The following is a 14970-nucleotide window of genomic DNA, read 5'->3' as shown; positions in this document are numbered from 1 at the left end:
GGAGCGATAATGACGCAGGTTTTCGCTAAAAAGCCGGCAGCACGCATCCGCAGTGCGCAGCAGGCCCTGCAGGTGGCAGAAGAGCTGGCTGAACGCTTTCGCAGCGGCGCAGCGCAGCGCGATCGGCAGCGCGAGCTGCCACATGCTGAACTTCAGCACTATTTCCAGTCTGGCCTGGGCGCCATTACCGTGCCGCGTGCGTGGGGCGGTATTGAGATTTCCAGCGCAGAACTGGCGCAGATTTTTGTCATGCTCAGCGCTGCCGATGCATCGATCGGTCAGGTGCCACAAAACCACTTCTACGCGCTGGAAGTGCTGCGCGTTAACGGCAGCGATGCCCAGCAACAGCGGCTGTACAACGAAGTGCTGGCGGGCGTTCACTATGGCAACGCGCTGGCGGAGTTCGGCTCTGCGGCGGCCCATCAGCGCACCACCGCCTTCAGCCAGACCGCCAGCGGGCTGCGCCTCAACGGCGACAAATTTTACTGCACCGGGGCGCTGTTTGCCGACCGCATCCCGACGCTGGCCATCGCCGATGACGGCAAAGAACAGCTGGTGTTTGTGCCGCGCCATCAGCCGGGCGTGACGGTGATTGATGACTGGAGCGGTTTCGGCCAGCGCACCACCGGCAGCGGCAGCGTGCAGTTTCGTGATGTGGCGATCGCGCCGGACGATGTGGTGCCGTTTCACAGCGCGTTTGAGCGGCCGACCACCGTCGGACCGTTTGCCCAGATTATGCATGCGGCCATCGACCAGGGCATTGCCCGCGCGGCCTTCAACGACATGCTGGCCTTTGTGCAGCAGCGCGCGCGGCCGTGGCCGGACAGCGGCGTTGAGCGAGCCTGTGACGATCCGCTGACGCTGGATCGCACCGGGCGGCTCGCCGCACGACTCAGCGCCGGTGATGCGTTGCTGGATGTCGCCGGGGAGGCGGTCGATGTCGCCCAACGCAACCCGAGTGCTGAGCACGTCGCGCTGGCATCGGTTGAAGTGGCGAAAGCGCGTGCCTGGACCACTGAGGTGGCGCTGGAAGCCGGCAACCTGCTGTTTGAGCTGGGCGGATCGCGCGCCAGCCTGCGCGAGCACAACCTCGATCGCCACTGGCGCAACGCGCGTACCCACACGCTGCATGACCCGGTACGCTGGAAATATCCGGTCATCGGCAACTATTTGCTTAACGGCGTGCTGCCGCCGCGACGGGGAACGCTATGAGCCGCAAACAGATTCTGCTCAATGCTTTTAACATGAACTGCGTGGGGCATATTCACCATGGCATGTGGACCCATCCGCAGGACCGCTCGGTAGAGTTCAATTCGCTGGCGTACTGGCTGGATTTAGCGCGTCTGCTGGAGCGTGGCCTGTTCGACGGACTGTTCATTGCCGATATTCTCGGCGTTTACGATGTGTATCAGCAGGGTATCGGCCTGACGGCGCGCGAGTCCATTCAGCTGCCGGTGAACGATCCGCTGATGCTGATTTCCGGCATGGCAAGTGTGACGCAGCATCTGGGCTTTGGCGTGACCGCCAATCTCAGCTACGAAGCCCCTTATCCTTTTGCCCGCCGCCTGTCGACGCTCGACCATCTGACCAATGGCCGCATCGGCTGGAACATCGTGACCGGCTATCTCGACAGCGCGGCGCGCGCCATGGGGCAGCAGCAACTGCTGGCGCACGATCGGCGCTACGACCAGGCCGATGAATTTCTCGATGTCACTTATCAGCTGTGGGAAGGCAGTTGGCAGGACGATGCGTTGCTGGCCGACAAACAGCGCCGGCTGTATGCCGACGCGCAGAAGATTCACGCGATCAATCATCAGGGTGAATTTTATCAGGTGCAGGGCTATCACCTGAGCAGCCCCTCGCCGCAGCGCACGCCGCTGCTGTTCCAGGCAGGCTCATCCGCACGCGGCGTGGCGTTTGCTGCGCGGCACGCCGAGTGCAGTTTCGTGAATGCCAGCTCGCCGGCGGCGCTGCGCGAGCAGGCGCAGCGTCTGCGCCACGCGGCGGTGGCGGCGGGTCGTCAGGCGGACGACTTACGCATCTTTATGGGCGTCAGCGTGATCGTCGCCGTCAGCGAACGCGAAGCGCAGGAGAAGCACCGCAGCTATCTGGAATACGCCAGTGCCGAAGCCGGCATTGCGCACTTCTCCAGCTCAATTGGCGTCGATCTCGCCGCGTTTGGCCTCGATGAACCGATTCACAGCGGCGACACGCGCGCCATTGAATCGGTGAGCAAAGCCTATAACGGCTGGACGCGTCGCCAGCTGCTGGAGCAGCACGCGCTTGGCAGCCGCTACCCGGTGATTGTCGGCAACCCGTCCCAGGTCGCCGACCAGTTGATCCGCTGGATTGATGAAGGTGACATCGACGGCTTCAATCTGACGCGCATCCTGAATCCGCAAAGCTACCGCGATTTTATTGAGCTGGTGGTGCCGGAACTTCAGCAGCGCGGCCGCTTTAAAACCGCTTATCAGCCGGGATCGCTCCGGCAAAAAATTTTTCAACAGCAGGATCGTCTGCCCGCGCGCCACCCGGCCGCGCGCTGGCGGCCTGCGGCTGACGTTCGTTAATTTAACCTCAGGGAATCAGGATGAAATTTGCCTCATTAGTGGCGCTGAGCGCCGCAATATTAACCGCCAGCGCGTTTGCCGCCGGTGACTACAGCGGCGCCCTCAAAGTCGGTACCACGGCGGCTTTCGCGCCGCCGCTGGAAACCGCCGTGGCTGAAGCGAAAAAGCAGGGACTGCAGGTGGAGCTGGTGGAATTTACCGACTGGACTGCGCCGAACGTGAGTGTGGAAAATGGCGACATTGACGTCAACCTGTTCCAGCACAAGCCGTTTCTTGACAATGCCAACCGCGAGGGCGGTTTCCATCTGGTGCCGTATGCGCCCGCCATCATCAATAACATCGGGCTCTATTCGAAGAAGCACACGGCAATCGATCAGATTCCGGACGGCGGCACGGTGGCGATTGCCAATGACCCAATTAACGGTGCGCGCGGACTGCTGCTGTTGCAAAAAGCGCAGCTGATTACGTTAAAACCGGGCAGCGGGCTGAAATCCACCGTGGATGATATCGCCAGCAATCCCAAACACCTGAAAATCATCGAAGTGGAGGCAGTGCAGCTGTCGCGCTCGCTGGATGAAGTCGACCTGGCGCAGGGGTATCCGCACTATCTGCGTTTGTCGAAGACCATCGACCCCAACAAGGCCCTGTTATTTGATGGCCTTGAGCATCCGGAATATGTGATTCAGTTCGTGATTCGCGACGGACATCAGGGCGATCCGCGACTGAAACAGTTTGTTGATATCTATCAGCACTCGCCGGTGGTGCGCGCGAAGCTGGATGAGTTCTACGGCAAGCTGTATCAGCCGGGCTGGAGCCAGTAATCATGGTCAGCCTGACTCTTCCTGGCGAGCAGGCGGCGCTGCACACCACGACGCCGGTCGCGGGCCGTGCGCATGTGCAGATCCGCGGGCTGAGCAAACGCTATGACGGCCAGTCGCAGGATGCGCTGAAGCACATCGACCTGCAGGTTAAACGCGGCGAGATTTTTGGCATCATTGGCCGCAGCGGCGCGGGCAAATCGACGCTGATCCGCTGTCTGAACCGGCTGGAAAATCCGACGCAGGGTGCGGTGGTGATTGACGGTATCGATCTCAGTTCACTGAGCGCCAGCCAGCTGGTGCAGTGGCGGCGCCGCACCGGCATGATTTTTCAGCACTTCAATTTATTGTCCGCTAAAACGGTGCGGCAAAACATTGAGCTGCCGATGAAGGTGGCCGGCATACCGGCGGCGCAACGGCGGCAAAAAGTGGATGAGCTGCTGGCGCTGGTTGGGCTGGAGGCGCGCCAGCATGCCTGGCCGGCGCAACTCTCTGGCGGGCAGAAGCAGCGCGTCGGCATTGCGCGCGCGCTGGTGCACGATCCGGAACTGCTGCTGTGCGACGAGGCAACCTCGGCGCTGGATCCGGAAACCACGCGCGCCATCCTCGCGCTGCTGAAAAAAATCAATCAGCAGCGTCATATCACTATTGTGCTGATCACCCATGAGATGGACGTGGTGCACGACCTGTGTCACCAGGTGGCGGTGATCGATCAGGGTGAAATCATTGAGCGCGGTCCGGTGTGGCAGGTGTACAGCGATCCGCAGCATGAGACGACGCGGCAGTTGCTTAATCCGCAATTCGGCGCGCTGCCGGAGGCCATCCAGCCGCTGCTGACGCCACAACGTCAGGACGTGGACTCGCGTTTGCTGGTGCGGCTGCGCTACAGCGGGCAGGGTGCGCAGCCGGATCTGGCGGCGATCAGCGCACAGGTCAGCGGCGAGCTGACGCTACTGTATAGCGCGGTTGAATGGGTCGATCGCAAACCCACCGGCCAGCTGTTACTGCTGCTGAATGCCCGGCACGACGCGCCGGCAGCCCTTGCCGCGCTTCATCCGCTGGCGGACCAACTGGAGGTTGCAGGTTATGTCACTGGCTATTGATCGTTTATGGCAGGGATTGCTGGATACGCTGCTGATGGTCGGCGTGTCGTCGCTGCTGGCACTGCTGATCGGTTTACCGATGGCGGTGATTCTGGTGGTGACCGGGCGCGGCGATCTGTTCCCCAATCCGCTGCTCAACCGGCTGCTGGGCTGGCTGGTGAACCTGTTCCGCTCGATTCCGTTTTTGATTCTGATGGTGGCGCTGATCCCGTTTACCCGCTGGATTGTCGGCACTACCTACGGCGTCTGGGCGGCCGTGGTGCCGCTGACGCTGGCGGCGACGCCGTTTTTTGCCCGCATCGCGGAGGTGAGTCTGCGCGAAGTGGATAAAGGGCTGACGGAAGCGGCGCAGGCGATGGGCTTTCAGCGCTGGCATATTGTCTGGCACGTGCTGCTGCCAGAAGCGCGGCCTGGCATCGTCAGCGGTTTTACCATTACGCTGGTGACGATGATTAATGCCTCGGCGATGGCCGGTGCGATCGGCGCCGGCGGGCTGGGCGATCTGGCTTATCGTTACGGCTACCAGCGTTTCGATATGCAGGTCATGCTCACGGTGATCGTGGTGCTGGTGGCACTGGTCACGCTGCTGCAGCTGTGTGGCGACCGGCTGTCGCGCCGGCTGAACCATCGCTAAAGGCGTTTCACCTGATCTGCAGGCCGTCAAGCGCCGCCAGCAGCGCGTCGACCTTCGGCAGCAGCTGTTTGCGCCGCGGCCAAATCACCGACAGCGGCAGACCGTCCGGCTGCTGCTGCGGCACAATCACTTCCAGCGCGCCGCTCGCCAGCGCGTCACGCACCAGCCATGAAGGCATCTGCGCCACCCCGAGTCCAGCGCATAGCGCCTGCATTTGTGCATCCACGTCGCCCAGCGCCATGCGAGACGGCACCTGACGCCAGTGCGGATGTCCATCCTCCGTGGTGAACAGCCACGGCTTGGTGCTGCCGTCAACGCGCTCGTACAGAATCGCCCGATGCTGCAGCAACTCGCTGTCGCTGGTCGGTCTGCCTGCGCGCGCCAGGTAGTCCGGCGCGGCGCAAAACACCATACGCTCGCGGCCCATCGGCCGGCAGCCGAGCGAGGCGGGCAGATCCGGCGAACCGCCGATGCGCACCGCGACATCAATGCCCTCATCAAACAGATCAATAAAGCGATCCGAGAAGGTCAGGCTGAGTTCCACATCCGGATGCTGCTGACAGAACGGAATCAGCAGCGGCATCACGCCGAGCCGGCCATAGGTATTCGGCACCGCCAGCCGCAACCGCCCGGAAGGAATGGTGCGCTGCGCCGCCACTACCGCTTCGGCTTCCGCCAGCTCCTCCATAATGCGCAGGCAGGTCTGATAATAGGCGCTGCCGGCGTCGGTGAGCGTCAGGCTGCGGGTGGTGCGCTCCAGCAGGCGAGAGCCGAGCCGCGCTTCCAGCCGCGTCACGCTTTTGCTGATGGCGGAACCGGTCAGGTGCAGGCGCTCAGCGGCAGCGGCAAAACTGCCGCATTCGACACTGGCGACAAAAGGAACGATGTCTTTCAGACGCTGATCGTGCATGTATTAGTGAATCCAGTTCAGGAATGATGTGAATTAATGCCACGGCTAAGAATTTAATTCTCTATTACGCTAAGGATAACTGCAACAGAGGAGATTCGACATGCAAAAACAGGCGTTAATCGTGGGGATCAGCGGGGTTATCGGTCGTGCGCTGGCGGAAAGGCTGCAAAGTGAGGGCTGGCAGGTAACCGGCTTGTCGCGCGGACGCGGTGCTATTCCGGAAGGTTGCCGCAGTCTGACGGCCGATCTGACCGATGCAGAAGCGGTGCGCAATGCGCTGGCGCAGGAAAAACCGGATGCGCTGTTCTTTAGCGTCTGGTCACGCCAGGCGAATGAAAAAGAGAACATTCGCGTCAACGGCGGCATGGTGCATAACGTCATTGCCGCGCTCGGCGAGCGGCTGAACGGTGCGCATGTGGCACTGGTGACCGGGCTGAAGCACTACCTCGGTCCGTTCGAAGCGTATGGCAAGGGCGCGGTGCCGGTGACGCCGTTCCGCGAAGAGCAGGGACGTCAGCCAGTCGATAACTTTTACTATGCGCAGGAAGATGAAGTGTTTGCAGGCGCAGAGCAATATGGCTACAGCTGGAGCGTGCACCGTCCGCACACCATCATTGGTTATGCATTGGGTAACGCCATGAACATGGGGCAGACGCTGGCCGTTTACGCCACGCTGTGCCGTGAAAAAGGCTGGCCGTTCATCTTTCCCGGCTCGCCGCAACAGTGGAACGGTCTGGCCGATGTCACCGAAGCCGGTTTACTGGCGGAACAGCTGCTGTGGGCGACCCGTGCTGAAGGGGCTGCCAATCAGGATTTCAACGCGGTGAACGGCGATGTGTTTCGCTGGAACTGGCTGTGGCCGCGTCTGGCAGACTATTTCGGTATTGAAGCTGCAGACTATCCGGCGCAGATGATGCCGCTGGAAGGACGCATGCAGGAAGCCGCAGCGGCCTGGCGTGAGATCGCTGCGCGCTATCAGCTGCGTGAAGCGGACATCGATAAACTGGCGTCGTGGTGGCACACCGATGCGGATTTGGGTCGGCCGATGGAGGCGTTTACCGATATGAGCAAGAGCCGTAAAGCCGGCTTTACCGGCTATCGCGCCACGCTGGATTCCTTCACCCAGCTGTTCGACCGGCTGCGTGCGGAGCGCATCATTCCCTGATAGCGTTACTGGCCGGCGTTGTCAGGCGATCTGCACCCAGCGCCGGCCAAGCAATACGGTCAGCACGATGATGCTCACGATGGCCGCCAGGTGCTGCAGCAAATCCAGCGCATGCAGGTGCACCGGATGACAGAACGCCAGCAGGCTTACCGCCATGCAGGCGACGCCCAGGCCCGCCATGGCCAGACTGCGGGCCGGATAGAGTGTTCGCGTCCGGCGCAGACTGATGATGGTCAGCAGCAGCATCGGCAGACTCACCACCAGCAGGAAAACAAAGCACGGCAGCGTGTCGTGCTGCTGCAGCGGCGTGGCTGTTTGCAGCAGACTACTGGCGCTCAATCCCAGCCACAGCAGGCCCGGCGGCAACAGCAGCTTTGCGCTGATGCCGCGCCGCCCTGCAATGCTGAGTTCAAAGGCGCTGCGCATCGCCAGTAATCCTAGGATAAAGGCCAGCATCAGTTGCAGCGCGGCCTGCATCGCGCCGGCCTGCGACCAGTCGGTCAGAGTGCGCGGCACCAGCAAACTGGCCGCGATGCCCGCCGGTAGCGCCAGTGCCAGCCAGCCCAGCACGCGTTTTCCGGTCGCCGGCGGGCGTTTCACCGGGCGCAGATCGCGCCCCAGTTTTTCAATCAGCAAATGATGATCAGTCATGGTTTGCTCCAAAGCGGCGCAGATTGGTGAGCGCGCGGTGCAACAGCGATTTCACCGCCGACACGCTCAGATTATGGTGTGCCGCCGCCTCGTTCAGGCTCATTTCATGCAAATGAACATGCTCAACGATTTCACGCTGACGCAGCGGCAGCTGGCTGAGATAGCCCGCCAGCTCCTGCCGGGTGTCCAGCTGCTGCTGTTCTGCCGTGCTGGCGGGATCGGCGGCCTGGGCGTCGTCAAGCGCGCAGTGCTGCTGGCGGCCGCGGCGGCGCAGGGCATCAATCGCGCGCGCCGAGACTATCGCCGTCAGCCAGGGCAGAAAAGGGTAAGCGGGATCGTAGGTATGGCGCACGCGATGCAGCGTGAGCAGCACATCCTGAATCACATCTTCCGTTAAGGCTTCATCGCTCAGCCTGCGCCGCACCTGCGCGCGTATCACCGGCACCAGCGCCCGCAGCAGCCGGGTATAGGCACACTGATCCCCGGCCTGCGCGCGTTCCATCAGTCCGGGCCAGTTTTCACGTGCGCTATCGCCTGTGTGCATACGCTGCCTTGTTGCCGTTACGTCTTCTTCGCTGCCGCCTGGTTTAACGCATCCACTACGATGCCGGGTGTCAGCACCTGCGGCAGTACTTTCGGTGGTCCGCCATCAGCCGGATACACCAGGTACATTGGTAAACCGCCCTGACCAAACTCACTCATCACGTCATCAACGTCCGGGTTAAATTTAGTCGAGTCTGCCACCATGTACAGCGTACCGGTTTTCGCCAGTGCGGTTTTCACCGCCTGGGTCGACAGCGAGGTCTTCTCGTTCACCTGACAGGTGATGCACCATGATGCGGTAAAATCGACAAAAATCGCTTTGCCATGCCCGCGCTGAGCGGCCACCGCCTGCGGCGTCCACGTCTGTTTGCTGACCTGCGCCTGTATATCGCCTTGCAGCGCCGCGCCTGGCTTGATCAGCCCCGGCAGCGGCGCGATCACCGCAATCAGCAATATCGCCGTGACGCTGAACAGCGCTTTGTGCCCTTTTCCGGCAAAGCGGCGCTGCTGCGCCATGCCATACAGCCAGCCGGCAAACGCCAGTACCACCGAGGCGGCCAGCACAACAGCCAGCGCGCTGCTGCCCGCCTGCTGGGCCAGAATCCACACCAGCCAGGCCCAGGCACCGAGCATGGGAAAGGCCAGCCCGCGCTTAAGGATATCCATCCAGACGCCAGGACGCGGTAAAAATCGTGCCAGCGGCGGGAACAGCGACAGCAGGGTAAACGGCGCGGCAAAGCCGAGCGCCAGCGCAAAGAAAATAACCAGCGCAACCGCAGGGGGCTGCACCAGCGCGTAGCCGATGGCGCTGGCCATAAAGGGCGCGGCGCAGGGTGTGGCTACGATGATCGCCAGTGCCCCGGTCAGCGCGGAACGCAAAAAAGCGCCGCGCTGGATGTCGATGGCCCCGACGCGCTGCACCGTCAGCCCCACCTCAAAGACGCCAAGCAGGTTAAGCGCGGCAGCCAGGATTACCAGCGACAGCAGGGCGATCACCAGCGGTGACTGCAGCTGAAAGCCCCAGCCGACCGCGGCGCCACCCGCGCGTGCGGCCAGCAGAATGCCAGCCAGCGCCATCATGGTCACCAGCACGCCGAGCAGGAATCCGAGGCCTTCCCGACGCGCGCTGGCAGCCTGGCTTTGATGGCGCAGCAGGCCAAGCGCTTTCAGCGAAATCACCGGAAAGACGCACGGCATGAGGTTGAGGATGATGCCGCCCAAAAAGGCGGCCAGCATCGCGGTTAACATGGCTGGCCTCTCACTTACTGCGCTTGCGGATGCGCAGCGTCATACTCTTTCACCGCCGCCAGCGCTTTTTCGATGTGGGTATCCGGGTTTCTGTCGGTATAGCTCAGCAGAATATTGCCGTTGGGGGCAATCACATAAGAGGTGCGGTCAGACAGCGTTTTGCCTTTTATCTGCATCAGCGTTTTATATTCGGCGGCCACTTTGGCACCCGGATCGGCAGCCACGGCGAATTTGTCACGACACTCCAGCTTAGAAAAATCGCTGATTTGCTCGGTGTTACCGGCAGTGACGCCAATCACCGTGGCGCCCATTTTTTTGAAATCATCCGTGGCTTCGGCGAAGTCGTGCGCCTCAATGGTACAACCCGCGCTGAAGGCCGCCGGGAAGAAGTAGAGCACCACCGGCCCTTTTTGCAGCGCCTGCTGCAGCGAGAAGGTGATCGGCTTGCCGCCAAGCGCACCCTGTAGCGTAAAGTCAGGTGCTTTTTCTCCGATCGGCAGCGCCGCGCTGGCGCTAAACACGGCGAGACTCAGCGTGGTGCCAAGGGTGAGGGTAGCGATAAGATGCCTGATAGTTGTCATGATCTGCTCCTGCGGTGAAAGAGGTCCGGTTAGGGTGATGCTTTCAGACAGTTCGCCGCAGTGAGTAAAAAGTTGCGCAGGTGGCAAAAAAAAGTGAGGACAGATCCCTTTTTACCGTTTGGTTTATTTATTCCTGGCGTTAAATCCTTACAATAATCATCTGATGTTTTTACAGGTTTTAGATATGTCTTCCATACCGTGCGATAAACAAAACAGTGAAACCCATGAGCTGCTGGCTGCTCTGGAACAGCAAATAGCCGAGCCTGCGCCCCGCGTGCAGCCAGTGCCGGAAGATTTCTGGCAGCAACTGGAGACGCTGACCCACGGCGACGACGCCTGACTCAGTTGCGCGGCTGTATACCGTGGCACACCATGCTCAGGGTGTGCTGCAGAATCATTTCGGTATCAAAGCCCGGCTCGTGGGCAAAGCGGGTAAAGGGCACCAGTACCATGCTGAGAATTGAGGTCATCAGCACATCGACATTCAGCTGGTTGTTCAGTAATCCCTGCTGCTGCCATTGAATCAGCAACGCGCGAATCCGTTCGCGTCCGGCATGACCGTGACGCTGTTTCAGCGTGCCGCCCAGCCCCTGACCACTGGCGACTTCCTGCAGCCACAGCGGTGCGAACCAGTCATGACTCAGCACGATATCCGCGAACTCTTTAATAAACCCGCTGATCGCAGCGACAGGGTCACTACTCTCTTCGACAAAATGCGCTTCCAGCCGTTGCCGTAACGGCACAAAGCGTTCCGCGACCACGGTATCCAGCAGTGACTCGCGCGACTGAAAATAGTAATTCAGCATGGCCGGGCTGACGCCGGCTTTACGGGCTATGGCGTTGAGCGAGGTTTCCGCGATGCCGTTTTGCGCATACAGCGCGAGCGTGATGTCCAGCAGATGCTCGCGCTGCTGGGCATTTATTGCGCCGCCGCGTGGACGGCCCGGCCGGCGGGGTTTATCAGAAGGCGCTGTCTCGCTCTCCATCACTTTTTGGGCGGTCATCTTTACGTACTCACGGGTTTCGTGTCAGACTTCGGTTAATATTAATTGTGCATTTAATTAATTTCAAACGGTGTCGTTATGAAACCTCAATCTATCACATCGCAGCGCGACAGCGGGGCAACCAGCCCGCCTTCCATTCGCCTGCTGATGGGCGCGCTGATGCTGGTGATGCTGCTTTCCGCGCTTGATCAGACTATCGTCTCGACCGCGCTGCCGACTATCGTCGGCGAACTGGGTGGGCTGGATCGCCTGTCGTGGATCGTCACTGCTTACATGCTGGCCTCAACCCTGGTTGTGCCGCTGTACGGCAAATTTGGCGATCTGTTTGGGCGTAAGACGGTTCTGCAGATCGCGGTGGTGCTGTTTTTGCTGGGCTCGGCGCTGTGCGGGCTGGCGCAAAACATGCCGCAGCTGATTTTTACCCGCGCGCTGCAGGGACTGGGCGGCGGCGGATTAATGGTGGTGAGCATGGCGGCGGTCGCGGATGTCATTCCGCCCGCCGAACGCGGCCGGTACCAGGGCCTGTTTGGCGGCGTGTTTGGTCTGGCGACGGTGATTGGGCCGCTGCTGGGCGGTTTTATTGTGCAGCACATGTCCTGGCGCTGGATTTTCTACATTAACCTGCCGCTCGGCCTGCTGGCGCTGCTGATCATTAATGCGGTGTTTAAAGCGGATAGCCGACGCAAACCCCATGAAATCGATTATCCGGGTGCGGTGTTTCTCAGCCTGGCGCTGGTGGGCGTGACGCTGTTTACCAGTGAAGGCGGCACGCTGCGCGAATGGTCAGATCCCCAGCTATGGTGCATTCTGGCCATGGGGTTGGTTGGCGTGTTGGGGTTTGTCTATGAGGAGAGACGCGCGTGGGAACCGATCATTCCACTCGATCTGTTCCGCAATCGCAGTTTTTCCCTCGCCAGTCTGATGGCGTTTATTATCGGCATGGCGCTGTTTGGCAGCGTGACGTTTTTGCCGCTTTATTTGCAGGTAGTAAAAAACGCCACGCCCACCGAGGCCGGACTACAGCTGTTACCGCTGATGGGCGGGCTGCTGGTCACCTCGATCATTAGTGGTCGCATGATTAGCCGCAGCGGGAAATACCGTTTATTCCCCATCGCCGGGACGCTACTGGCCACAACCGGGATGGCGCTGATGACCACGCTGACGCTGGATGCGCCGCTCTGGCACATTTATCTGTTCTCCAGCGTGCTCGGCATGGGAATGGGCATGACTATGCAGGTGCTGGTGCTGGCGGTGCAAAATGCGGTGACGCCCGATCGCATCGGCGTAGCGACCTCATCGGTTACGCTGTTTCGCTCGGTGGGCGGTTCGATCGGCGTTGCGCTGTTTGGCGCTGTGTTCAGTCACGTGCTGAAATCCGGAGCGACCCGACTGATAGAGCAGGGTAACGTGCTGCCGCCTTCGCTGGATCCGGTCGCCGTGAACCATTTGCCTGCAGCGCTGCGTCAGGCTTATTTGCTGGTGTTCAGTGATGCGGTGCATGCCGCATTTCAGATGGCCGCCGGCGTTATGCTGCTGGCTTTTATACTGTCGCTGCTGCTGCCGGAGTCGCCGCTGCGCGATAACGTGCGCTAATAAGCTTTCCCGTTATTTCGCAGCAGGTCCGTCGGTCAGGCTGCGGAATAAAATTTAAACGCAATTTGCCGGATAAATATGCGCTGTCGGCGCAAAGCAGCAAAAGATATAGATTTTTATCCTAAATACATAGCGTTACCTTTCTGTAAACTTAGGTAAAATTAGTGAAGACAGCGAGAATTCGGGCGGAGACGCTTTATTTCTGCAACTTCTTTACGGTATAAATCTGCTATCCCTGTTATCCACTGTGAAACGTCACCCTATGATTGCTACTGCGGCCCGCAACCTGATTGCCTGCCTGATGTTATTAACCCTGGCTGGCTGCTCGTCTCACTCCTCACCAGCACCGGAGCAGGAAAGTGTAGATACCTCGCAGGACGGTGGTAAACAGCCCGATTTAATTCCGGTAATAGCCGCTTTGCACGATCAAATGCATTCGTGGGAAGGCACCAAATATCAGTGGGGCGGAACGCAATTATCCGGCGTTGACTGTTCCGGATTTGTCTGGCGCACCTTAAAAGATCGTTTCAATATTCCCATGGATCGCGTCACAACGCGTGAACTGATTGCCATGGGTAAGCCGGTCGATCAGGCGCATTTACAGCCTGGCGACTTAGTGTTCTTCCGCATTAAGCATGAGCTGCACGTCGGCTTTTACGACACCGATCGCCAGTTCCTGCATGCATCAGTCAGCCAGGGTGTGATGCGCTCGTCACTGAATAATCCGTACTGGAAATCGGTATATTTAGAAGCCAGACGACTTCCGCGCGAGCAAAATTCGCAGATCAGTTTCAATTATAAAAATAAAGTCTGAAGTCAGACATCCTTCCACAAAGCCGCGGCGCGACGTTTTCGCGCCCGTGCTCAGACCCATCCCGCCGTCAACCATTCGTCTCCTGTTTCAGTGGCAATTCGCATCCAACATGATGGCTGCTTTAACGCTCTGTGCCGCTTTATGGGCATTGAAATACATTCAACCTGTTGATTATAAATAAATAATTTAAATATCACGCGTTAACAATTAGTGCGATCATAGTATTCGCACTAATTATCAATTTTGTAATAGTAAACATGGTTATTATTATCCCCATTGAAGGCGCAGCGCCTTCTCATCAAACGCTAAGGAATATGACCATGAAAGCTATCAAAACACTGACCATTGCCGCCACCGCCGCGCTTTCCCTGATGTCTGCTGCCAGCTTCGCGCAAACCGTTTCAGCCACCTCCACCACACTGGATGGTGCCGAAGCGAAAATTGCCGCTCAGGCTCAGCAGCAGGGTGCGCAATATAAAATTCTGGAAGCCAGCACCAACAACCTGGTGCACATGACCGCTGAACTCTACAAATAACGGATGGTTGCACAGGGATGTGCCAGAACGGGTCGCCTGACGGGCGGCCTTTTTTGTCGTGCAGTCAGGCTCGCGGCGTAACAATCATTCTGGCGATGTTGCTGAATTTGCAGCGCAGACCGTCTGGCAGGAGAACGCAATATGCTGAACAACGTGGATATCAACCGGCAGGCGCTGGCTTTTGCAGATGCATTACGCACGCAACGCCATGCTCACGTTCCGGTGATTCGTTTTGCCCACTGGCCGCAATTTATCGCGACGGTGCGCGCTGAGCTGGCGCAACCGGGCAACCAGAAATAATTAGCACGATCACGATAACCGCACTAATTATCAATTTCAGTATAGTAACCTGAGTTATCATTAGTTCCATCGAAGGCACACAGCCTTCAGCCATAACCATTAAGGAATAAGACCATGAAAACCATTAGAGCTATGTCAATCGCCGCTGTTGCCGCTCTTTCACTGATGTCAGCTGCCAGCTTTGCCCAGAGCGTAACCGTGACTTCCTCTACGCTGGACGGTGCAGAAGCTAAAATCGCCGCGCAGGCGCAACAGCAGGGCGCTCAGTATAAAATTACTGAAGCCAACACCAACAACCGCGTGCACATGACGGCTGAACTGTATAACTAAGTTCAGACTGGTTCACTGTGTTAAGGCCGCCTTCGGGCGGCTTTGCTTTTTCCGGAATGCTGAAAACGAACAAAAGCAGCAGGCTGGCGTTCGAAATTTGACCAAGCCTGCTCAGCGGGCGCAACAGGCGGAGTCCAGGCGTTTATCCACAGGATAAGCCTGCTTCTTTG

General features: G+C 59.3%; 18 protein-coding genes. 12 read left to right on the top strand and 6 right to left on the bottom strand.

What is annotated here, in order from left to right; all coding sequences use genetic code 11:
- Nucleotides 1-9 precede the first annotated feature (9 nt).
- The 5 genes from E7738_RS19930 to E7738_RS19910 are packed head-to-tail and all read left to right on the top strand — an operon-like array spanning nt 10 to nt 5125.
- Complete coding sequence (locus E7738_RS19930) at nt 10-1212, top strand: SfnB family sulfur acquisition oxidoreductase (protein WP_141495881.1); 1203 nt, start codon at nt 10-12, stop codon at nt 1210-1212.
- Nucleotides 1209-2570: an LLM class flavin-dependent oxidoreductase gene (locus E7738_RS19925; RefSeq protein WP_394516544.1), complete on the top strand. Its 1362-nt coding sequence runs from the start codon at nt 1209-1211 to the stop codon at nt 2568-2570. Before E7738_RS19930 ends, E7738_RS19925 begins: the two co-directional genes overlap by 4 nt.
- A gap of 20 nt (nt 2571-2590) precedes the next feature.
- Entirely contained in the window at nt 2591-3391 is an 801-nt protein-coding gene (locus E7738_RS19920) for a MetQ/NlpA family ABC transporter substrate-binding protein (RefSeq protein WP_394516543.1), read from the top strand.
- A 2-nt stretch (nt 3392-3393) separates the two neighbouring features.
- Nucleotides 3394-4491, top strand: a complete 1098-nt coding sequence (locus E7738_RS19915; RefSeq protein WP_394516542.1) for a methionine ABC transporter ATP-binding protein — start codon at nt 3394-3396, stop codon at nt 4489-4491.
- On the top strand, nt 4475-5125 hold the full coding sequence (locus tag E7738_RS19910; protein WP_021508962.1) for a methionine ABC transporter permease: 651 nt from the start codon (nt 4475-4477) through the stop codon (nt 5123-5125). The genes E7738_RS19915 and E7738_RS19910 overlap by 17 nt, the downstream gene beginning before the upstream one ends.
- A gap of 7 nt (nt 5126-5132) precedes the next feature.
- Here the strand turns inward: E7738_RS19910 and E7738_RS19905 are convergent, their stop codons facing one another.
- Nucleotides 5133-6035, bottom strand: a complete 903-nt coding sequence (locus E7738_RS19905) for a LysR family transcriptional regulator (protein WP_394516541.1) — start codon at nt 6033-6035, stop codon at nt 5133-5135.
- A gap of 100 nt (nt 6036-6135) precedes the next feature.
- On the opposite strand from E7738_RS19905, the gene E7738_RS19900 reads away from it, so the two are divergent.
- Nucleotides 6136-7200, top strand: coding sequence for an SDR family oxidoreductase (locus tag E7738_RS19900; RefSeq protein ID WP_058759046.1), 1065 nt, complete (start codon nt 6136-6138; stop codon nt 7198-7200).
- A gap of 21 nt (nt 7201-7221) precedes the next feature.
- Here the strand turns inward: E7738_RS19900 and E7738_RS19895 are convergent, their stop codons facing one another.
- Genes E7738_RS19895 through E7738_RS19880 form a run of 4 tightly spaced genes read right to left on the bottom strand, consistent with a single transcriptional unit; the run spans nt 7222 to nt 10223 of the window.
- A complete protein-coding gene (locus tag E7738_RS19895) occupies nt 7222-7851 on the bottom strand; it encodes a DUF1109 domain-containing protein (protein WP_260640959.1) in 630 nt (209 codons plus the stop codon).
- On the bottom strand, nt 7844-8395 hold the full coding sequence (locus tag E7738_RS19890; RefSeq protein ID WP_394516540.1) for a sigma-70 family RNA polymerase sigma factor: 552 nt from the start codon (nt 8393-8395) through the stop codon (nt 7844-7846). The genes E7738_RS19895 and E7738_RS19890 overlap by 8 nt, the downstream gene beginning before the upstream one ends.
- 17 nt (nt 8396-8412) lie before the next feature.
- Nucleotides 8413-9642, bottom strand: a complete 1230-nt coding sequence (locus tag E7738_RS19885; protein WP_058776050.1) for a protein-disulfide reductase DsbD family protein — start codon at nt 9640-9642, stop codon at nt 8413-8415.
- A 14-nt stretch (nt 9643-9656) separates the two neighbouring features.
- Complete coding sequence (locus E7738_RS19880) at nt 9657-10223, bottom strand: peroxiredoxin (RefSeq protein WP_394516539.1); 567 nt, start codon at nt 10221-10223, stop codon at nt 9657-9659.
- A 184-nt stretch (nt 10224-10407) separates the two neighbouring features.
- Between E7738_RS19880 and E7738_RS19875 the strand changes: the two genes are divergently transcribed.
- The gene (locus E7738_RS19875; RefSeq protein ID WP_264251833.1) at nt 10408-10563 is read left to right on the top strand and encodes a hypothetical protein; all 156 of its coding nucleotides are present in this window, start codon (nt 10408-10410) and stop codon (nt 10561-10563) included.
- Nucleotide 10564: 1 nt separating this feature from the next.
- Here the strand turns inward: E7738_RS19875 and E7738_RS19870 are convergent, their stop codons facing one another.
- A complete protein-coding gene (locus E7738_RS19870; RefSeq protein WP_058770292.1) occupies nt 10565-11227 on the bottom strand; it encodes a TetR/AcrR family transcriptional regulator in 663 nt (220 codons plus the stop codon).
- 78 nt (nt 11228-11305) lie between these two features.
- On the opposite strand from E7738_RS19870, the gene E7738_RS19865 reads away from it, so the two are divergent.
- From E7738_RS19865 to E7738_RS19845, 5 genes are all read left to right on the top strand, one after another.
- Nucleotides 11306-12820: an MDR family MFS transporter gene (locus E7738_RS19865; RefSeq protein WP_394516538.1), complete on the top strand. Its 1515-nt coding sequence runs from the start codon at nt 11306-11308 to the stop codon at nt 12818-12820.
- A gap of 262 nt (nt 12821-13082) precedes the next feature.
- Nucleotides 13083-13634: a C40 family peptidase gene (locus tag E7738_RS19860; protein WP_021508972.1), complete on the top strand. Its 552-nt coding sequence runs from the start codon at nt 13083-13085 to the stop codon at nt 13632-13634.
- Nucleotides 13635-13954: 320 nt separating this feature from the next.
- Nucleotides 13955-14170, top strand: coding sequence for a YdgH/BhsA/McbA-like domain containing protein (locus E7738_RS19855; protein WP_021508973.1), 216 nt, complete (start codon nt 13955-13957; stop codon nt 14168-14170).
- A gap of 141 nt (nt 14171-14311) precedes the next feature.
- Nucleotides 14312-14470 (top strand): hypothetical protein, encoded by a 159-nt coding sequence (locus E7738_RS19850; RefSeq protein ID WP_164861079.1) that lies wholly within the window; start codon nt 14312-14314, stop codon nt 14468-14470.
- A 114-nt stretch (nt 14471-14584) separates the two neighbouring features.
- On the top strand, nt 14585-14800 hold the full coding sequence (locus E7738_RS19845; RefSeq protein WP_394516537.1) for a YdgH/BhsA/McbA-like domain containing protein: 216 nt from the start codon (nt 14585-14587) through the stop codon (nt 14798-14800).
- Nucleotides 14801-14970: the final 170 nt, after the last annotated feature.

The organism is Pantoea sp. SGAir0430, from assembly GCF_043549295.1.
Note: the sequence above shows the minus strand (reverse complement) of the source record. Positions and strands in the feature narration are given on the sequence as shown.

What these genes read in the sequence shown, in the direction of transcription:
- E7738_RS19930 (WP_141495881.1), top strand. Translation starts at nt 10, where the DNA reads ATGACGCAGGTTTTCGCTAAAAAGCCGGCAGCACGCATCCGCAGTGCG.
- E7738_RS19925 (WP_394516544.1), top strand. Translation starts at nt 1,209, where the DNA reads ATGAGCCGCAAACAGATTCTGCTCAATGCTTTTAACATGAACTGCGTG.
- E7738_RS19920 (WP_394516543.1), top strand. Translation starts at nt 2,591, where the DNA reads ATGAAATTTGCCTCATTAGTGGCGCTGAGCGCCGCAATATTAACCGCC.
- E7738_RS19915 (WP_394516542.1), top strand. Translation starts at nt 3,394, where the DNA reads ATGGTCAGCCTGACTCTTCCTGGCGAGCAGGCGGCGCTGCACACCACG.
- E7738_RS19910 (WP_021508962.1), top strand. Translation starts at nt 4,475, where the DNA reads ATGTCACTGGCTATTGATCGTTTATGGCAGGGATTGCTGGATACGCTG.
- E7738_RS19905 (WP_394516541.1), bottom strand. Translation starts at nt 6,035, where the DNA reads ATGCACGATCAGCGTCTGAAAGACATCGTTCCTTTTGTCGCCAGTGTC.
- E7738_RS19900 (WP_058759046.1), top strand. Translation starts at nt 6,136, where the DNA reads ATGCAAAAACAGGCGTTAATCGTGGGGATCAGCGGGGTTATCGGTCGT.
- E7738_RS19895 (WP_260640959.1), bottom strand. Translation starts at nt 7,851, where the DNA reads ATGACTGATCATCATTTGCTGATTGAAAAACTGGGGCGCGATCTGCGC.
- E7738_RS19890 (WP_394516540.1), bottom strand. Translation starts at nt 8,395, where the DNA reads ATGCACACAGGCGATAGCGCACGTGAAAACTGGCCCGGACTGATGGAA.
- E7738_RS19885 (WP_058776050.1), bottom strand. Translation starts at nt 9,642, where the DNA reads ATGTTAACCGCGATGCTGGCCGCCTTTTTGGGCGGCATCATCCTCAAC.
- E7738_RS19880 (WP_394516539.1), bottom strand. Translation starts at nt 10,223, where the DNA reads ATGACAACTATCAGGCATCTTATCGCTACCCTCACCCTTGGCACCACG.
- E7738_RS19875 (WP_264251833.1), top strand. Translation starts at nt 10,408, where the DNA reads ATGTCTTCCATACCGTGCGATAAACAAAACAGTGAAACCCATGAGCTG.
- E7738_RS19870 (WP_058770292.1), bottom strand. Translation starts at nt 11,227, where the DNA reads ATGACCGCCCAAAAAGTGATGGAGAGCGAGACAGCGCCTTCTGATAAA.
- E7738_RS19865 (WP_394516538.1), top strand. Translation starts at nt 11,306, where the DNA reads ATGAAACCTCAATCTATCACATCGCAGCGCGACAGCGGGGCAACCAGC.
- E7738_RS19860 (WP_021508972.1), top strand. Translation starts at nt 13,083, where the DNA reads ATGATTGCTACTGCGGCCCGCAACCTGATTGCCTGCCTGATGTTATTA.
- E7738_RS19855 (WP_021508973.1), top strand. Translation starts at nt 13,955, where the DNA reads ATGAAAGCTATCAAAACACTGACCATTGCCGCCACCGCCGCGCTTTCC.
- E7738_RS19850 (WP_164861079.1), top strand. Translation starts at nt 14,312, where the DNA reads ATGCTGAACAACGTGGATATCAACCGGCAGGCGCTGGCTTTTGCAGAT.
- E7738_RS19845 (WP_394516537.1), top strand. Translation starts at nt 14,585, where the DNA reads ATGAAAACCATTAGAGCTATGTCAATCGCCGCTGTTGCCGCTCTTTCA.